Below are 14,816 nucleotides of genomic sequence, written 5' to 3'. Positions count from 1 at the left end.
GAGGAGGCACCCATGGAGCGCGCGGAGATGCTGGCGTACTGCCTGGCCAAGCCGGGAGCGTGGCTGGACCAACCGTGGGAGGGCGACGAGGTGGTGAAGGTGGGCGGCCGGATCTTCGCGTTCCTCGGCAGCGACAGCGGCAAGCCGACGGTCGGCATCAAGTGCGGGCCGACCCGGGAGGTGGCCGACGAGTGGCTGCACCGGCACCCCGACGACGCCAGCGTGATGGCCTACATCGGCCGGTCCGGGTGGAACACGCTGCGCCTGGACGGCGGGATCGACGACGAGGAGCTGACCGAGGCGGTCGACTCGTCGTACGACATGGTGGTGGCCAAGCTCCCGAAGCGGGAGCGCCCGACGGCCTGAACCGCCGCGGCGCCGGCGGCCATCGCCGACGCCACGGCACAGCTCAGCGCGGAACGACAGGCTCGGCGGCCCACTCCCGCCAGCTGGCCAGACGGTCCGCCGCGTCGGCGAGCTGGTCGGCGACCGGGCCGGGGCCGGTGGAACCGGGGGTGGTCCGGGCCGCGAGAGCCGAACGGACCGAGAGCACGTCCCGCACCGACGGGTCGAGGTGCCCGCTGATCGTGGCCAGGTCCTCGTCGGAGACGTCGTTCAGCTCGCACTCCCGAGCCGCGCAGAGCGCCACCAGCTGGCCGGTGATCTCGTGCGCGTCGCGGAACGGCACGTTGCGTCGGACCAGCCAGTCGGCGACCTCGGTGGCGAGGGAGAAGCCGACCGGGGCGGCGGCGACGAGGCGGTCCACCCGGACCGTCATCGTGGAGATCATTCCCGCCAGGGCGGGAAGCAGCAGCTCCAGGGTGTCGACAGCGTCGAAGGCCGGCTCCTTGTCCTCCTGCATGTCCCGGTCGTAGGTCATCGGCAGGCCCTTGAGCATGGTGAGCACTGTCATCAGGCCGCCGACCAGACGCCCCGACTTGCCCCGGGCCAGCTCGGCGATGTCCGCGTTCTTCTTCTGCGGCATGATCGACGAGCCGGTGGCGAAGGAGTCGTCCAGCTCCACCCAACCGAACTCGTGCGAGGTCCAGAGCACCACCTCCTCGCCGAGACGGGACAGGTGCACCCCGATCAGGGCGGTGGTGAAAAGGAACTCGGCCACGAAGTCCCGGTCGGCGACGGCGTCCATCGAGTTGGCGAACGACGTACGGAAGCCCAGCTCCTTGGCCACTGCCACCGGGTCCAGTGGAAGCCCGGAACCGGCCAGGGCGCCCGCGCCGAGCGGGCTGATCGCCGCCCGGTGGTCCCAGTCGCGCAGCCGCTCCAGGTCGCGCAGCAGCGGCTGCACGTGGGCGAGCAGCCAGTGCCCGAAGGTGACCGGCTGGGCGTGCTGGAGGTGGGTCATGCCCGGCGCGGCGGTGTCGATGTGCCGCTCGGCCTGCTCGACCAGCGCCTCCGCCAGCTCGACCAGGCGGCTGGCCACGCCCCGGGCGTGGTCGCGCAGGTAGAGCCGCAGGTCGGTGGCGACCTGGTCGTTGCGGGACCGGCCGGCGCGCAGCTTGCCACCGAGGCTGCCGAGACGCTCCAGCAGACCCCGTTCCAGAGCGGTGTGCACGTCCTCGTCGTCGATGGTGGGGCGGAACGTTCCGGAGGCGCAGGCGGCCTCCAGGTCGTCCAGCGCGGCCAGCATCCGGCCCAGCTCCTCCGGATCGAGCAGGCCGGCGCCGGCGAGGACCCGGGCGTGCGCCCGGGAACCGGCGATGTCGTACGGGGCCAGGCGCCAGTCGAACTGCACGCTCACCGACAGTCGGGCGAGCGCCTCGGCGGGGCCGCCCGCGAACCGGCCACCCCAGAGGCTCGTCCGGTTGGTGGCGGCGCTGTTCTCGGTCAGGCTCTTGTCGTCCACCCCGCCCATTGTGGTCCCCATGGTCAGTGGCCTCCCAGCCGGGCGTCCCGAGCGGCGGCCATCCGACTCGGCAGCCCCCACAGCTGCACGAAGCCCTTGGCCAGGGACTGGTCGAAGGTGTCGCCGGTGTCGTAGGTGGCCATCCCGAAGTCGTAGAGGCTCGCCTCGGAGCGCCGGCCGGTCACCGTGGCCCGGCCGCCGTGCAGGATCATCCGCACCTCGCCGCTCACGTGCCGTTGCGCGTCGTCGATGAACGCGTCCAGCGACGCCTTCAGCGGCGAGAACCACAGCCCGTCGTAGACGAGTTCGCCCCAGCGCTGGTCGACGCCCTTCTTGAACCGGGCCAGGTCCCGCTCGACGGTCACCGCCTCCAACTCCTGGTGGGCGGTGATCAGTGCGATCGCGCCGGGAGCCTCGTACACCTCCCGGCTCTTGATGCCGACCAGGCGGTCCTCGACCATGTCGAGCCGGCCCACGCCCTGGGCGCCGGCGCGCCGGTTGAGCTCCAGGATCGCCTGGTACGGGGTGACCGTCTCACCGTCGATCGCCACCGGCACACCGCCGTCGAAGGTGATCACGACCTCGTCGGGGTCGCGCTCCTGGGTCGGGTCGGAGGTGTACGAGTAGAGGTCCTCGACGGGGGCGTTCCAGATGTCCTCCAGGAAGCCGGTCTCCACCGCGCGACCCCACAGGTTCTGGTCGATCGAGTAGGGGGACTTGGCCGACACGTCGATCGGCAGCCCCTTCTCCTCGGCGAAGGCGATCGCCTTGTCCCGGGTCCAGGCGAAGTCCCGGGCCGGCGCGATGATCTTCAGGTCGGGGGCGAGCGCGTTCAGGCCCACCTCGAACCGGACCTGGTCGTTGCCCTTGCCGGTGCAGCCGTGCGACACGATGCTGCCGCCGTGCTTGCGCGCCGCCGCCACCAGGTGCTTGACGATCAGCGGCCTGGACAGCGCCGACACCAGGGGGTAGCGGTCCATGTAGAGCGCGTTGGCCCGGATGGCCGGCAGGCAGTAGTCGGCGGCGAACTCGTCGCGCGCGTCCACCACCTCGGACTCGGCGGCGCCGCAGTCCAGCGCACGCTGCCGGATGGCGTCGAGGTCCTCGCCGCCCTGCCCGACGTCGACAGCTACCGCGATCACCTCGGCGCCGGTCTGCTCGGACAGGTACGGAATGGCGACGGAGGTGTCCAACCCGCCGGAGTACGCGAGCACGACCCGCTCGGTCATGACGTGGTGTTCCCTTCAACTGTGTCGTCCCGGCGGGCCCAGCCGGCGAGCTTGTCTCCGAGTGCGGCCCCGCCGACGGCCTCACGCGCCACGACGAGGATGGTGTCGTCGCCGGCGATGGTGCCGACGATCTCGGGCAGGCCCGCCCGGTCCAACGCGCTGGCCAGGTACTGGGCTGCGCCCGGCGGTGTCCGCAGCACGGCGATGTTGCCGCTGGAGTCGACCCCGTTGAGCAGTTCGCGCAGCAGCCGTACCAGCCGGGCCGGCGCGGCCTCGGCGTCGCGCAACGGTCGCTGCCCGTCCTCGGGGATCAGGTAGACGGCCGGGCCGTCGCCACCGCGCACCTTGACCGCGCCCAACTCCTCCAGGTCCCGCGAGAGGGTGGCCTGGGTGACGCCCACGCCGTCGGCGGCGAGCAGGTCGGCCAGCTCGGTCTGCGACCGGATCGTCCGCTCGCGGATCAGCTCCACGATCCGGGCGTGCCGGGCCGCGCGGGTCAGCGGCGCGGTCATCGCGGCCCCCCGGTGGCGGCATCGCCGGTCGCGGCGCCCCCCGTCGCGGTGCCCCCCGACGCGGTGCCCAGCAGGAACGTCAGCAACGCCTTCTGCACGTGCAGCCGGTTCTCCGCCTGGTCGAAGACCGCGCTCTGCGGGCCGTCGAGCACCTCGTCGGTGATCTCCTCGCCACGGTGTGCGGGCAGGCAGTGCAACACCATCGCGTCCGGCGCGGCCTGACCGAGCAGCTCCTTGTTGACCTGGTACGGCAGGAACGGGGTGAGCCGGTCCAACCCGTCGGCCTCCTGCCCCATCGACGTCCAGGTGTCGGTGGCCAGCACGTCGGCGTCGCGTACCGCCTGGGCCGGGTCGGTCAGCACCCGCACCGACCCGCCGGTCTCCGCCGCGATCTGGGTGGCCCGTTCCACAACGGCCGCGTCCGGCGCGAACCCGGCCGGGCCGGCGATCCGCACGTGCATCCCGGCCGTCGCCCCGGCCAGCAGGTACGACTGCGCCATGTTGTTCGCACCGTCGCCCACGTACGCCAGGGTCCGTCCGGCGGTGCCGCCGCACCGCTCCCTGATGGTGAGCAGGTCGGCCAGCAGCTGGCACGGGTGGAAACCGTCGGTGAGCGCGTTGACCACCGGCACTGTGGCACCCGCTGCCACCTCGGCGATCCGCTCGTCACCGTGGGTCCGCAGCACGATCGCCGCGACGTAGCGGGACAGCACCCGCCCCGCGTCGGCGAGCGACTCACCGCGACCGAAGTGGGTGACCTGCGTGTCCACCACCAGGGGGTGCCCACCCAGCTCGGCGATCCCGGCGTCGAAGGAGATCCTGGTCCGCAGGCTCTGCTTGTCGAAGAGCACCGCCACCGAGCGGGGGCCGACCAGCGGCCGGTGGCCGAACCGGTCCGCCTTCATCCGCGCCGCCAGGTCGAGGACCGTGGACTGTTCGGCCGGCGAGAGGTCGTCGTCGCGCAGGAAGTGCCGGGTCATCGAGTCGTCCCCGTCGTGGTCGTCAAGGTTGCTGGTGCGATCTGCGCCCCTGCGGCCGCCGGGGCGGTCGCGTCCAGTGCGGCGGGCAGCGCCGCGAGGAAGGCGTCCGCCTGGGCGGCGGTGAGGATCAGCGGCGGCGCCAGCCGGATCACACCCGGCTGCACGGGGTTGACCAGGAAGCCGGCCTCCCGCAGGGCCTCGGCCAGCACCGACGACACCGGCGCGGTGAGCGCCACGCCGAGCAGCAGACCGGCGCCGCGTACGCCGCCGATCAGCGGGTGATCGAGCGCCTCGATGCCGCGACGCAGCCGCTCACCGACCCGCTTGACGTTGTCGAGCAGGCCCTCGTTGGCGATGGTCGCCACCACGGCGAGCGCCGCCGCGCAACTGACCGGGTTGCCGCCGAACGTGGTGCCGTGCGAGCCGGGGGTGAGCAGGTCCGCGGCGGGGCCGAAGGCCAACGTCGCGCCGATGGGCAGCCCGCCACCCAACCCCTTGGCCAGGGTCACCACGTCCGGCTCCACACCCTCGGCCTGGTGCGCGAACCAGTGCCCGGTACGCCCGATGCCGGTCTGCACCTCGTCGAGGACCAGCAGCGCGCCGTGCCGGGCGGTGATCCGCCGGGCCGCGGCGAGATAGCCGGCCGGCGGGACCAGCACGCCGTTCTCACCCTGGATGGGCTCCAGGATCACCATGGCGGTGGCGTCCGATACGGCCGCGTCGAGAGCGGCGACGTCGCCGTAGTCGACGTGGGTCACCTCACCGGGCAGCGGCCGGAACGGGTCGGCCTTGGCCGGTTGGCCGGTCAGCGCGAGGGCGCCCATGGTGCGGCCGTGGAAGCCGCCCCTGCTGGCCACCACGTGGGTGCGGCCGGTGCGCCGGGAGAGCTTGAACGCCGCCTCGTTCGCCTCCGCGCCCGAGTTGGCGAAGAACACCCGGCCCGGCCGGCCGGCGAGCGCCAACAGCAGCTCGGCGAGGGCGACCGGCGGCTCGGCCACGTAGAGGTTGGAGACGTGCCCAAGGGTGGCGACCTGCTTCGACACCGCTGCCACCACCGCCGGGTGGGCGTGACCGAGGGCGTTGACAGCGATGCCACCCACCAGGTCGAGGTACTCCCGGCCGGCGTCGTCGACCACGACGGCACCGGCGCCGGAGACCAACGCCATCGGCGGTGTGCCGTAGTTGTCCATCATGGACTGCTTCCACCGCTGCGCCAACGTGCTCATGTCGCGTCCGTCCCGTCTCCCGGCACCACCATCGTTCCGAACCCTTCCGAGGTGAACACCTCAAGCAACGTGGAGTGCGCCACCCGACCGTCGACGACGTGCGCGGCGGGCACTCCCCCACGCACCGCCCGCAGGCAGGCCTCCATCTTCGGCACCATCCCCGACTCCAGGCTGGGCAGCAGCTTGGCCAGGTCGTCCGCGGCGATCTCGGAAACCAGGCTGGTGGTGTCCGGCCAGTCCGCGTACAGGCCGGCCACATCCGTGAGCACTACCAGCTTGCGGGCCCGCAACGCGATGGCCAGCGCCGCGGCGGCGGTGTCAGCGTTGAGGTTGTGCAGCACCCCGTCCACGTCCGGCGCCACAGTGGAGATCACCGGAATCCGACCGGCCTCGATCAGGTCGGTCACCGCGGACACGTCGACCGACTCGACGTCGCCGACCTGGCCCACATCGACCGGCAGCCCATCCACGTACGCCGGACGCCGCACCGCCGTGAACAGCCGGGCGTCCTCACCGGAGAGGCCGACGGCGTACGGACCGTGCGAGTTGATCAGACCCACCAACTCCCGGCCCACCTGACCGACCAGCACCATCCGGACCACGTCCATCGCCTCGGCCGTGGTCACCCGCAGACCACCCCGGAACTCGCTGGCGATGCCGAGGCGACCCAGCATGGCGGAGATCTGCGGACCACCGCCGTGCACCACCACCGGCTTCAGGCCGGCGTAGCGCAGGAAGACCATGTCGGCCGCGAACGCCCGCTGCAACTCCGGATCGGTCATCGCGTTGCCGCCGTACTTGACCACCACCGTCGAGCCGGAGAAGCGGGCCAACCAGGGCAGCGCCTCGATCAGGGTCTCCGCCTTGACCTGGGCGCGAGCCAGATCGCTGCTGAGACTCATGTCGAATAGGCCGAGTTCTCGTGCACGTACGCGTGGGACAGATCGTTGGTCCAGATCGTGGCGGCCGACGTACCCGCGTGCAGGTCGATGCGGATGGTCACGTCCCGCCCGGTCAGATCGACCTTCGAGCGGTCCTCGGCGGCGGCGCCGCCCCGGCACACCCACACCCCGTTGACCGCCACGTCCACCTCGTCCGGCTCGAACGCGGCGGCGGTCGTACCGACGGCGGCGAGGATCCGACCCCAGTTGGGGTCGTTGCCGAACAGCGCCGTCTTGACCAGGTTGTTGCGGGCCACCGTACGGCCCACCTCGACCGCCTCGTCCTCGTCCGCCGCGCCGACCACGTCGATGGCGACCTGCTTGGTGGCACCTTCGGCGTCGGCCACCAACTGCTGTGCCAGGTCGTGACAGGCCGCGGTGACGGCGGCGGCCAGCTCGGCCGGCGTCGGCTCGATGCCGCTCGCCCCGCTGGCCAGCAGCAGCACCGTGTCGTTCGTGGACATGCAGCCGTCGGAGTCGACCCGGTCGAAGCTGACCCGGGTGGCCGCCCGCAACGCCTCGTCCAGCGTCGCCGGCCCGGCCACCGCGTCGGTGGTCAGCACGCAGAGCATGGTGGCCATCCCGGGCGCGAGCATCCCGGCGCCCTTGGCCATGCCACCGACCGTCCAGCCGCTCCCCCGGGCCACAGTGGTCTTCGGCCGGGTGTCCGTGGTCATGATCGCCTCGGCGGCGGCCGGGCCACCGTCGCGGGACAGCCCACGGATCGCCGAGCGGACACCCGGCAGCAGCTTCGGCATCGGCAGCCGCTCACCGATCAGGCCGGTCGAGCAGACCGCGACCTCGCCGGCACCGAGGATCAACCGTGGGCTGACCGAGGTCAACACGGCGGCGGTGTGCTCGGCGGTGGCGTGCGTGTCCTGGAAACCCGCCGGGCCGGTGCAGGCGTTGGCGCCGCCCGAGTTGAGCACCACGGCGCGGACCACACCGCCCTGCACGACCTGCTGGCTCCAGAGCACCGGCGCGGCCTTGACCCGGTTGGTGGTGAAGACGCCGGCCACGCCGGCGTCCGGGCCGTCGTTGACCACCAGGGCGACGTCCGCGCCACCGCTGGTCTTGAGGCCGGCGGCCACACCGGCCGCCCGGAACCCCCGAGGGGTGGTGACACTCACGGCGTCTGCCTCTCGTTCGCGACTGCGGGGCTCCGCTGCGCTGCACTCCTCGCGCTCACGGGGTGACTCCCCAGATCGACAGGCCCGTCGTCTCCGGCAGGCCAAGCATCAGGTTGGCGTTCTGCACGGCCTGACCGGCCGCGCCCTTGCCCAGGTTGTCCAACGCGCTGAGCACGATCAGACGACCCGAGTCGACGTCGACGGTGGCCTGCAGGTGACACGAGTTGGAGCCCAGTGTGGCGGCGGTGTGCGGCCAGCGGCCCTCCGGCAGCACGTGCACGAACGGCGCGTCCGCGTACGCCCGGGCCAGCACCTCCTGCGGGTCGACGCCGCGCGCCGGCACCGCGGTGACGGTGGCCAGGATGCCGCGCGGCATCGGCGCCAGGACCGGGGTGAACGACAGGCCGGTCGCGCCGGTGGCCTGCTTGATCTCCGGGACGTGCTGGTGGGTGCCCACCCGGTACGGGGACAGGTCGCCCATCACCTCGCTGGCCAACAGGTGCGGCTTGGCCGCCCGGCCGGCGCCGGAGGTGCCGGAGGCGGCGACCACCACCACGTCGGCGGGGTTGGCCGCGCCGTCGGCGATCAGCGGCGCGAGGGCCAGGGTGATCGCGGCGGCGTAGCAGCCGGTGTTCGCGACCCGGGTGGAGCCGGCGATCAGCTCCCGCTGACCGGGCAGCTCGGGCAGGCCGTAGGTCCACTGCCCGGCGTGCGTGCCGCCGTAGTACTGCGCCCAGGCGTACGGGTCGGCGAGCCGGTGGTCGGCACCCAGGTCGACGATCCGCACCTCGGCCGGGAGCTGGGCCGCGAGGGCCGCCGACTGGCCGTGCGGCAGAGCCAGGAAGACCAGGTCCGCGTCGGCCAGAATGGTCGGATCGGTCTCGCCGAGCACCAGGTCGAGCCCGGTGAGCTGCGGGTGCACCACATCGACGCGATGCCCGGCCTGGCTGTGCGCGGTGGCGGCGACCAGGTCGAACTCCGGGTGCCCGGCGATCAGGCGCAGCAGCTCACCCCCGGCGTACCCGCTCGCTCCGGCGACCGCGACTCGGATCCCCATACTCACCTCCGCATGACTATGCAGTGAAGATTAACAAAGCCGATCACACACTGCAAGTTCATACAGTGCCCTGCATGGAAATGTACCCGGTGCCGGTCGGGAAATGATCGCCTGAGCCAACGTTAAATCGACTAGCATGACTTTCTGACGGTGGTGGTCCGGCCTGTCCGGTCCGCGTGGGGGCACCTGACGGAGGACGCTGTGGGGCTGTCGTTCGAGATCCTCGGTCCGGTCCAGGTGCGTCGCGACGGGCAGGCAGTGCGGGTGCCGGCCGGCCGACCCACCGCCCTGCTCGTCACCCTCCTGTTGCAGGCCGGTCTGGCGGTCCCTGTCGAACGACTGCGCGAGGAGTTGTGGGGCGGACGGCCCCCGACGTCGGCCGTGGCGAACCTGCGCAGCCACGCCAGCCAGCTCCGCCACCTGCTCGACTCCCCCGACGACCCGCCCCGACTCCCCGCCGAGCACGGCGGGTACCTGCTCCGCATCGAACCGGGCGAGCTGGACGCCGCCGAGTTCGAACGACTCACCACCGACGGCCACGCTGCCCGCATCAGCGGGGAACCCGAGCTGGCCGCCACCCTGCTCAGTCGCGCGCTGGCGCTCTGGTCACCGACCGACCCGCCACCGGCGTACGGGCCGGCGACGGCAGCCGCCTTCGACCGGCTACGCGAGAGGCGGGTCAGCGCCCGGGAGACGTACGCGGCGTGCCGCCTGGACCTCGGCGACCCCGGTACGCCGGCGTTGCAGACCCTGCTGCGCCAGCACCTCGCCGAGCACCCGCTGCGTGAGCCGGCGTGGGCGATGCTGATGACCGCCCTGGACCGTGCCGGTGACCAGGCCGGCGCGGTGCAGACTTACCGGGCGGCCTGCCGGGCGCTGCACGGTGAGCTGGGCGTGCCCCCGGGGCCCGAGCTGACCGAGCTGTACCACTCGGTGCGCCGCCACGAACGCCGGACGGCGATCCCGCCCCGACGGCGCGGCGCTTCGCCGACCCGGCACTCCTCGGTCGCGCCGAGGGTGCCGCACGAGCTGCCCTGTCCCACCGCGCCGTTCGTCGGCCGGAGAACGGAGCTGGCTCGGCTGCGCCAGGCGCTCGTCGACGCCCGGCGACAACCGGTCATCGTGGCGATCTACGGCATGGCCGGGACCGGCAAGTCGGCGCTGGCGCTGCGCGTCGCGGCGGCGGCGCTGGACGCCTTCCCCGACGGCCAGCTCCACCTCGACCTCGGCGGGTCGGTCGCCGACGCCGCACCCCCGCCGTTGCAGATCGCCACCCGGGTGCTGCGGGCCCTGCACCCGGGCACCGACGAACCGGAGCCGACGAGCGTCGCCGAGGCACGCGCCCGCGTCCGCTCCCTGCTGTTCGACCGGCGGGTCCTGCTGGTGCTCGACAACGCCGCCGAGGCGGCCCAGGTCGACGACCTGCTGCCGGTACGCGGCGGGTGCGCGCTGCTGGTCACCAGCCGCAACCCGGTCACCACCGGCGACGCCCCCAAGCTGCGGCTCGATCCGCTGCCCACCACCGACGCGCTGGCACTGCTGCGAGCCACCGCCGGGGACCGTCCGGTGGACGCCGAGCCGGAGGCGGCCTCGGCCGTGGTCAACCTCTGCGAGCGGCTGCCACTGGCGTTGCGCACCGCCTCCGCCCGGTTGACCGAGGGGTCGCACTGGTCGCTGAGCCGGTTGGCGCGGCTGCTGCGCGACGAGCGGTACCGGCTCGCCGAGACCGGGCTCGGGCCGCGACTCAGCGCCAGCTACCGGCGGCTCGGCTCGGCCGCGCCGGTCTTCCTCCGGCTCGGCCGCGCCCACCCGGGGCCGGTCACCGCCGAACTGGCCGCCACGCTGAGCGGGGCCCTTCCCGAGGACGCGGCGCGAGCACTGGACCGGCTGGTCGCCGCCCAGCTCGCCGAGCCGGCCGGGCCCGGCCGGTTCCACATCGGCGAACTCGTCCGGCTCTACGCCGCCGAACTCGCCGCCACCGAGGTCAGCGGCGACCTGGCCGGTCACACCGGCGCCGGCGCGTCCTCCCGGTAGCCGCGCGCCTGAAGGCCGAACAGCCGGGCGTACCGGCCGGCGGCGGCGAGCAACTCGCCGTGGTCACCCCGTTCGACGACCTGACCGTCGGCGAGCACCACTATCGTGTCGGCGTCGCGCACCGCGTTGAGCCGGTGCGAGATGAGCAGACTGGTCCGACCCCGGCGCAACTCGCCCAACCGGCGGTGCAGGTCGTGCTCGGCCTCCGCGTCGAGGCCGGAGCTGGGCTCGTCGAGGATCAGCAGGTCCCGTTCGGCCCGCAGGAAGCCCCGGGCCAGCGCCACCCGCTGCCACTGACCGCCCGACAGCACCACGCCGGCCTGCGGGTCGTCCCGATCCGGGCCGTCGAAGAAGATCCGGGTCAACAGGGTGTCGTAACCGCGGGGCAGGGCGGTCAACGCGTCGTCGATGCCCGCGTACCGGGCGGCCACCCGCAGCCGCTCCGGGTCGTCCCGCGCGGTCAGGTCACCCAGCGCGATGTTCTCCGCCGCGCTGAGGTCGTACGGCATGAAGTCCTGGAACACCGCGCCCAGCCGCTCGCGCAGCTCTGCCGGGTCGAACTCGCGCAGGTCGACCCCGTCCCACCGGATGCTGCCGCGTTCCGGGTCGTAGAACCGGCAGAGGAGCTTGACCAGGGTGCTCTTGCCAGCGCCGTTGAGCCCCACCAGGGCGGTGGTGGCGCCGGCCCGCAGGTGCAGGTCCACGCCCCGCAGCACCCACGGATGCTCCGGCGAGTAGCGGAACCACACGTCTCGGAGCTCGATGCCCTCGGCCAGCGGCGGCACCGGCCGGGGCGTTGCCGGCACCGGTAGGTCCGTCTCGACGTGCGCGACCTGGTCGTAGTGATCGAAGAGCAGCAGCGCCTGGTGGATCGCGCCGATCTGGACGACCAGGCTGCCCAGCGCGCCCTGCACCCCCGGGATCGCGGCCAGAAAGATCACCACGTCGCCGGGAGTGAGCCCGCCCGCCCGGGCGACCGAGACGGTGTAGACCACCCCGATGCCCGCCACCGTCGCGCCGAGCAGACCGAGCACCGCCTGGGCGCGGACCTCCCGGCGGTCCAGCCGCTGCTCCACCCGGTGCATGGCGTGCAGTTCGTCGAGCATCCGGTCGCCGAAGAACCGGCCCAGCCCGAACAGCCGTACCTCCTTGGCCGCCGGCACCCCCACCAGCAGCTGGGCGAAGAACAGGTCCCGCCGCTGGAAGTGCTCCATCCGCAGCACCATCGCCGCGCGGGCCCGGTTGAGCCGCAGCTGCATCCAGAGGGTGGGCAGGGCGGCGAGGAGCACCAGCGCCCCGATCAGCGGGTTGAGCATCAGCAGGACACCGAGGAAACCCGCCATCGCCAGCGCGCTCTGCACCGCGCCGAACGCGTTGCCGGTCAGCTGGGTGGGGCCGAGGTGACCGGTCTGCTGGGCCGCCTGCAACCGGTCCTGGAACTCCGGGTCCTCCAGCCGCACCAGCCCGACGAGACGCTGCACCGCGTCGTACAGCCGGCGGCGCACCAGCCGGGACACCGCCCGCGAGCGCTCCGCGGCCACGTAGGTGCGCAGGTGCGGCAGGACCGTGCCGAGCGCGGCGGCGACGGCCAGGCCGGCGGCGAGCGCGGCGAGCGGAACGGCGGGTGAGCCGCCACCGGTGAGCCGGTCCAACACGAGCTTGGTCAGCGCGGCCACGAGCACCGGGGTCAGCCCGGCCAGCACCGCGAGCAGCAGGTCCGCCGCGGTGCCCGCCGGGGCGGCCCGCCAGGTCAGGCCCAGCGCCGCCCGGGCGTGCCGGGCAGCCCGTCGCGGTGCCAGCCGGGGCCCGCTCACCGCGCCACCGGCAGGTCCAACCGGGCGATACCGAAGGCCGTGGAGGCCACGATCCCGCGCTGGTCGAGCAGGCCGAACGCCGGGAACCCCTTGACCCCGAACGCGAGCGGAAGCGCGCCGGTGCCCGGTTCGACGAACACTGTCGCCAGACCGAGGAACTGCTCGGCGTACGTGGCCGTCTCCGGGCCCTTGCCGACCACGACGATCCACACGTGCTCGGCACCGCCGGGCATCGTGCGTGCCCGATCGATCAGCACCGGTAGCTGCTCCTCGCAGTGCTCGCAGCTCGGTGAGAGGAACGCGACCATCGTCATCGGCGGCAGGTCGGCCTTCGAGAGCAACCGTCCGTCCACAGTGGTCGACATGAAGTCGCCCGGGATCGAGCCCACCTCCATCATCACCGCCGGTGGTTGGCCCTGCTGGTCGCTGAGCAGGTCGGAGTGCTCGCGCAGCCGACGGATCACACCGAGCAGCAGAACCAGGTTGAGCAGGCCGAGAGCGGCGACGAGAACGACGGCGACGGTCAACAGCGCCATGAGGGCTCCTTCGGGGTGCGGGGATTCGATCCGGGGTCAGTGCCGGCCGGCCGGGCGGGTCGGCCGCGACGGGGTGGGGGCGAAGAGGGCCACGAGGTCGTCGAGGCGGACCACCACGGCGGCGAGGGGGACCGCGACGCCGACGGCGACCAGCGCGGCGGAGGCGGACAGCGGCGGCCCGGCGGCGGTGGCACCGCCGAGCAGGCCGAGCAGCGCCACCGTCAGGAGCGCGAGGTTGCGCCCGACGTGCCGGGCGCCGATGGGCGCGTCGGCGGCGCCGAAGCAGCGACAGGCCGGCCGGGCGCCCCGGCGCAGCGCTCCGACCATCGCTGCGGTGAGCACACCGAGCAGCCCGACGGCGAGGACCAGCCCGGCGGGCACGGTTCGGGAGACGGCGAGCAGCACCACGACGGCCGCCTCCGCGGCCACGGCCACGCGGGCGGCCGGCGCGGTCCAGCGGGCCGGCACACCGAACTGGCCGACCGACGCCACGAACGCGGCGTAGCCCGCCCGGGTCCGCAGCTTGCCGATGACCGCAGCGAGGAACACCAGGGCCAGCAGTAGCCGTGCGGTCAGTTCCAGGGCTCGCATCCGTATCCACCTCCGTCGCTGGGAGTCCCACGCTAGGAGCGGCGGATACATCGCGAATACATCGACGATTGCCGACGCCTGACTCGGCTGTACCGGCGGTGTATCGGGCCGCCGTAGCGTCCCGGCAACGATCAGCATCGAGGGGAGGTGAACGAATGTTCCGTCGACTGGAGAACCTGGGCGAGCGGATGCTCGGCGTGTTCGTACCCAAGGTGACGGCAGCCGCCGGCTGTCCGCCGGACCCGTACTGCGCGCTCTGTGGGACGTGCTACTTCAAGCGCTGCAGCACGAACCTTGGCTGCAAGACGACCTGCGGAAGCTGCGGTTACTACTGCAGCGCGGGCGCGAGCACGATGTCCGCTCTCTGCTGAGGCGGTGACGGTGTGCCGTCCGGCCCTGAGCCGGACGGCACACCGTCCTGTGTGACACCGCTCCGGCGGTCAGTTCGCGGGCAGTCGCGGTCGTACCACCACTCCGAGCAGATCCGGCTCGGCGATGTAGCCGCACTCACGGGAGTCGTAGCTCTGGGACGGATTGTCGCCGAGCACCACCAGCCGGCCGGCCGGCACGTTCCGCTCGCCGCCCTGGCGCAGCAGCGGCACCCGGTCCACCGGCACCGGGTCGCCCGGCACCGCGTACGCCCGCTTGATCAGCAGACCGGGGTTGCCGGCAGCGTCGGGGCGGGTGGGACGCCCGGCGGTCATCCTGGCCGGGGCCACCACCACGACCACGTCGCCGGGCCGGATCCGAGCCAACGGCACCCGTCGGGCCAGCACCCGGTCACCGGAGCGCAGCGTCGGTTCCATGCTGCGCCCCACCACGCTGACCAACAGCAGGTGCCGGCGGGCCCAGAGCAGGCCGGCGGTGGCCACCGCGAGTACGGCAGCCACCGCGAGCCATCC

Annotated in this window: 15 protein-coding genes; 3 read left to right on the top strand and 12 right to left on the bottom strand. The window is 73.0% G+C overall.

Going from position 1 to position 14,816, the window contains the following annotated elements; translation table 11 throughout:
- Window positions 1-12 precede the first annotated feature (12 nt).
- The gene (locus NIE79_RS17455) at window positions 13-366 is read left to right on the top strand and encodes an MmcQ/YjbR family DNA-binding protein (protein ID WP_124818781.1); all 354 of its coding nucleotides are present in this window, start codon (window positions 13-15) and stop codon (window positions 364-366) included.
- A gap of 43 nt (window positions 367-409) precedes the next feature.
- Here the strand turns inward: NIE79_RS17455 and argH are convergent, their stop codons facing one another.
- From argH to argC, 8 genes are read right to left on the bottom strand one after another with little or no spacing between them, the layout of a single operon-like run.
- Window positions 410-1,873 carry an argininosuccinate lyase gene (gene argH, locus NIE79_RS17450; RefSeq protein WP_238679586.1) on the bottom strand — a complete coding sequence of 488 codons (1,464 nt, stop codon included), beginning with the start codon at window positions 1,871-1,873 and terminating at the stop codon, window positions 410-412.
- Window positions 1,874-1,887: 14 nt separating this feature from the next.
- Window positions 1,888-3,093: an argininosuccinate synthase gene (locus NIE79_RS17445; protein ID WP_238679573.1), complete on the bottom strand. Its 1,206-nt coding sequence runs from the start codon at window positions 3,091-3,093 to the stop codon at window positions 1,888-1,890.
- Entirely contained in the window at window positions 3,090-3,605 is a 516-nt protein-coding gene (locus tag NIE79_RS17440) for an arginine repressor (RefSeq protein ID WP_238679572.1), read from the bottom strand. Before NIE79_RS17440 ends, NIE79_RS17445 begins: the two co-directional genes overlap by 4 nt.
- Entirely contained in the window at window positions 3,602-4,585 is a 984-nt protein-coding gene (argF, locus tag NIE79_RS17435; protein WP_238679571.1) for an ornithine carbamoyltransferase, read from the bottom strand. Before argF ends, NIE79_RS17440 begins: the two co-directional genes overlap by 4 nt.
- Window positions 4,582-5,811: an acetylornithine transaminase gene (locus tag NIE79_RS17430; RefSeq protein ID WP_238679570.1), complete on the bottom strand. Its 1,230-nt coding sequence runs from the start codon at window positions 5,809-5,811 to the stop codon at window positions 4,582-4,584. Before NIE79_RS17430 ends, argF begins: the two co-directional genes overlap by 4 nt.
- The gene (gene argB, locus NIE79_RS17425) at window positions 5,808-6,713 is read right to left on the bottom strand and encodes an acetylglutamate kinase (protein WP_238679569.1); all 906 of its coding nucleotides are present in this window, start codon (window positions 6,711-6,713) and stop codon (window positions 5,808-5,810) included. The genes NIE79_RS17430 and argB overlap by 4 nt, the downstream gene beginning before the upstream one ends.
- On the bottom strand, window positions 6,710-7,882 hold the full coding sequence (gene argJ, locus NIE79_RS17420) for a bifunctional glutamate N-acetyltransferase/amino-acid acetyltransferase ArgJ (RefSeq protein WP_238679568.1): 1,173 nt from the start codon (window positions 7,880-7,882) through the stop codon (window positions 6,710-6,712). The genes argB and argJ overlap by 4 nt, the downstream gene beginning before the upstream one ends.
- 55 nt (window positions 7,883-7,937) lie before the next feature.
- Window positions 7,938-8,939: an N-acetyl-gamma-glutamyl-phosphate reductase gene (gene argC, locus NIE79_RS17415; RefSeq protein ID WP_238679567.1), complete on the bottom strand. Its 1,002-nt coding sequence runs from the start codon at window positions 8,937-8,939 to the stop codon at window positions 7,938-7,940.
- Window positions 8,940-9,140: 201 nt separating this feature from the next.
- Between argC and NIE79_RS17410 the strand changes: the two genes are divergently transcribed.
- Window positions 9,141-10,973 (top strand): AfsR/SARP family transcriptional regulator, encoded by a 1,833-nt coding sequence (locus NIE79_RS17410; RefSeq protein ID WP_238679566.1) that lies wholly within the window; start codon window positions 9,141-9,143, stop codon window positions 10,971-10,973.
- Here the strand turns inward: NIE79_RS17410 and NIE79_RS17405 are convergent.
- The 3 genes from NIE79_RS17405 to NIE79_RS17395 are packed head-to-tail and all read right to left on the bottom strand — an operon-like array spanning window position 10,943 to window position 13,914.
- Entirely contained in the window at window positions 10,943-12,787 is a 1,845-nt protein-coding gene (locus NIE79_RS17405) for an ABC transporter ATP-binding protein (RefSeq protein ID WP_238679565.1), read from the bottom strand. The two genes, NIE79_RS17410 and NIE79_RS17405, sit on opposite strands and share 31 nt — an antisense overlap.
- A complete protein-coding gene (locus tag NIE79_RS17400; RefSeq protein WP_238679564.1) occupies window positions 12,784-13,323 on the bottom strand; it encodes a TlpA family protein disulfide reductase in 540 nt (179 codons plus the stop codon). Before NIE79_RS17400 ends, NIE79_RS17405 begins: the two co-directional genes overlap by 4 nt.
- Window positions 13,324-13,359: 36 nt before the next feature.
- Window positions 13,360-13,914, bottom strand: coding sequence for a MauE/DoxX family redox-associated membrane protein (locus NIE79_RS17395; RefSeq protein WP_238679563.1), 555 nt, complete (start codon window positions 13,912-13,914; stop codon window positions 13,360-13,362).
- Window positions 13,915-14,069: 155 nt separating this feature from the next.
- On the opposite strand from NIE79_RS17395, the gene NIE79_RS17390 reads away from it, so the two are divergent.
- Entirely contained in the window at window positions 14,070-14,285 is a 216-nt protein-coding gene (locus NIE79_RS17390) for a hypothetical protein (protein ID WP_238679562.1), read from the top strand.
- Window positions 14,286-14,354: 69 nt separating this feature from the next.
- Here the strand turns inward: NIE79_RS17390 and NIE79_RS17385 are convergent, their stop codons facing one another.
- Window positions 14,355-14,804 carry a S26 family signal peptidase gene (locus NIE79_RS17385; RefSeq protein ID WP_238679561.1) on the bottom strand — a complete coding sequence of 150 codons (450 nt, stop codon included), beginning with the start codon at window positions 14,802-14,804 and terminating at the stop codon, window positions 14,355-14,357.
- Between the last annotated feature and the right edge of the window lie 12 nt (window positions 14,805-14,816).

This window comes from Micromonospora trifolii, from assembly GCF_022229005.1.
Classification (GTDB): domain Bacteria; phylum Actinomycetota; class Actinomycetes; order Mycobacteriales; family Micromonosporaceae; genus Micromonospora; species Micromonospora trifolii.
The sequence above is the reverse complement of the archived record's forward strand: the minus strand, read 5'-3'. Positions and strand labels throughout refer to the sequence as shown.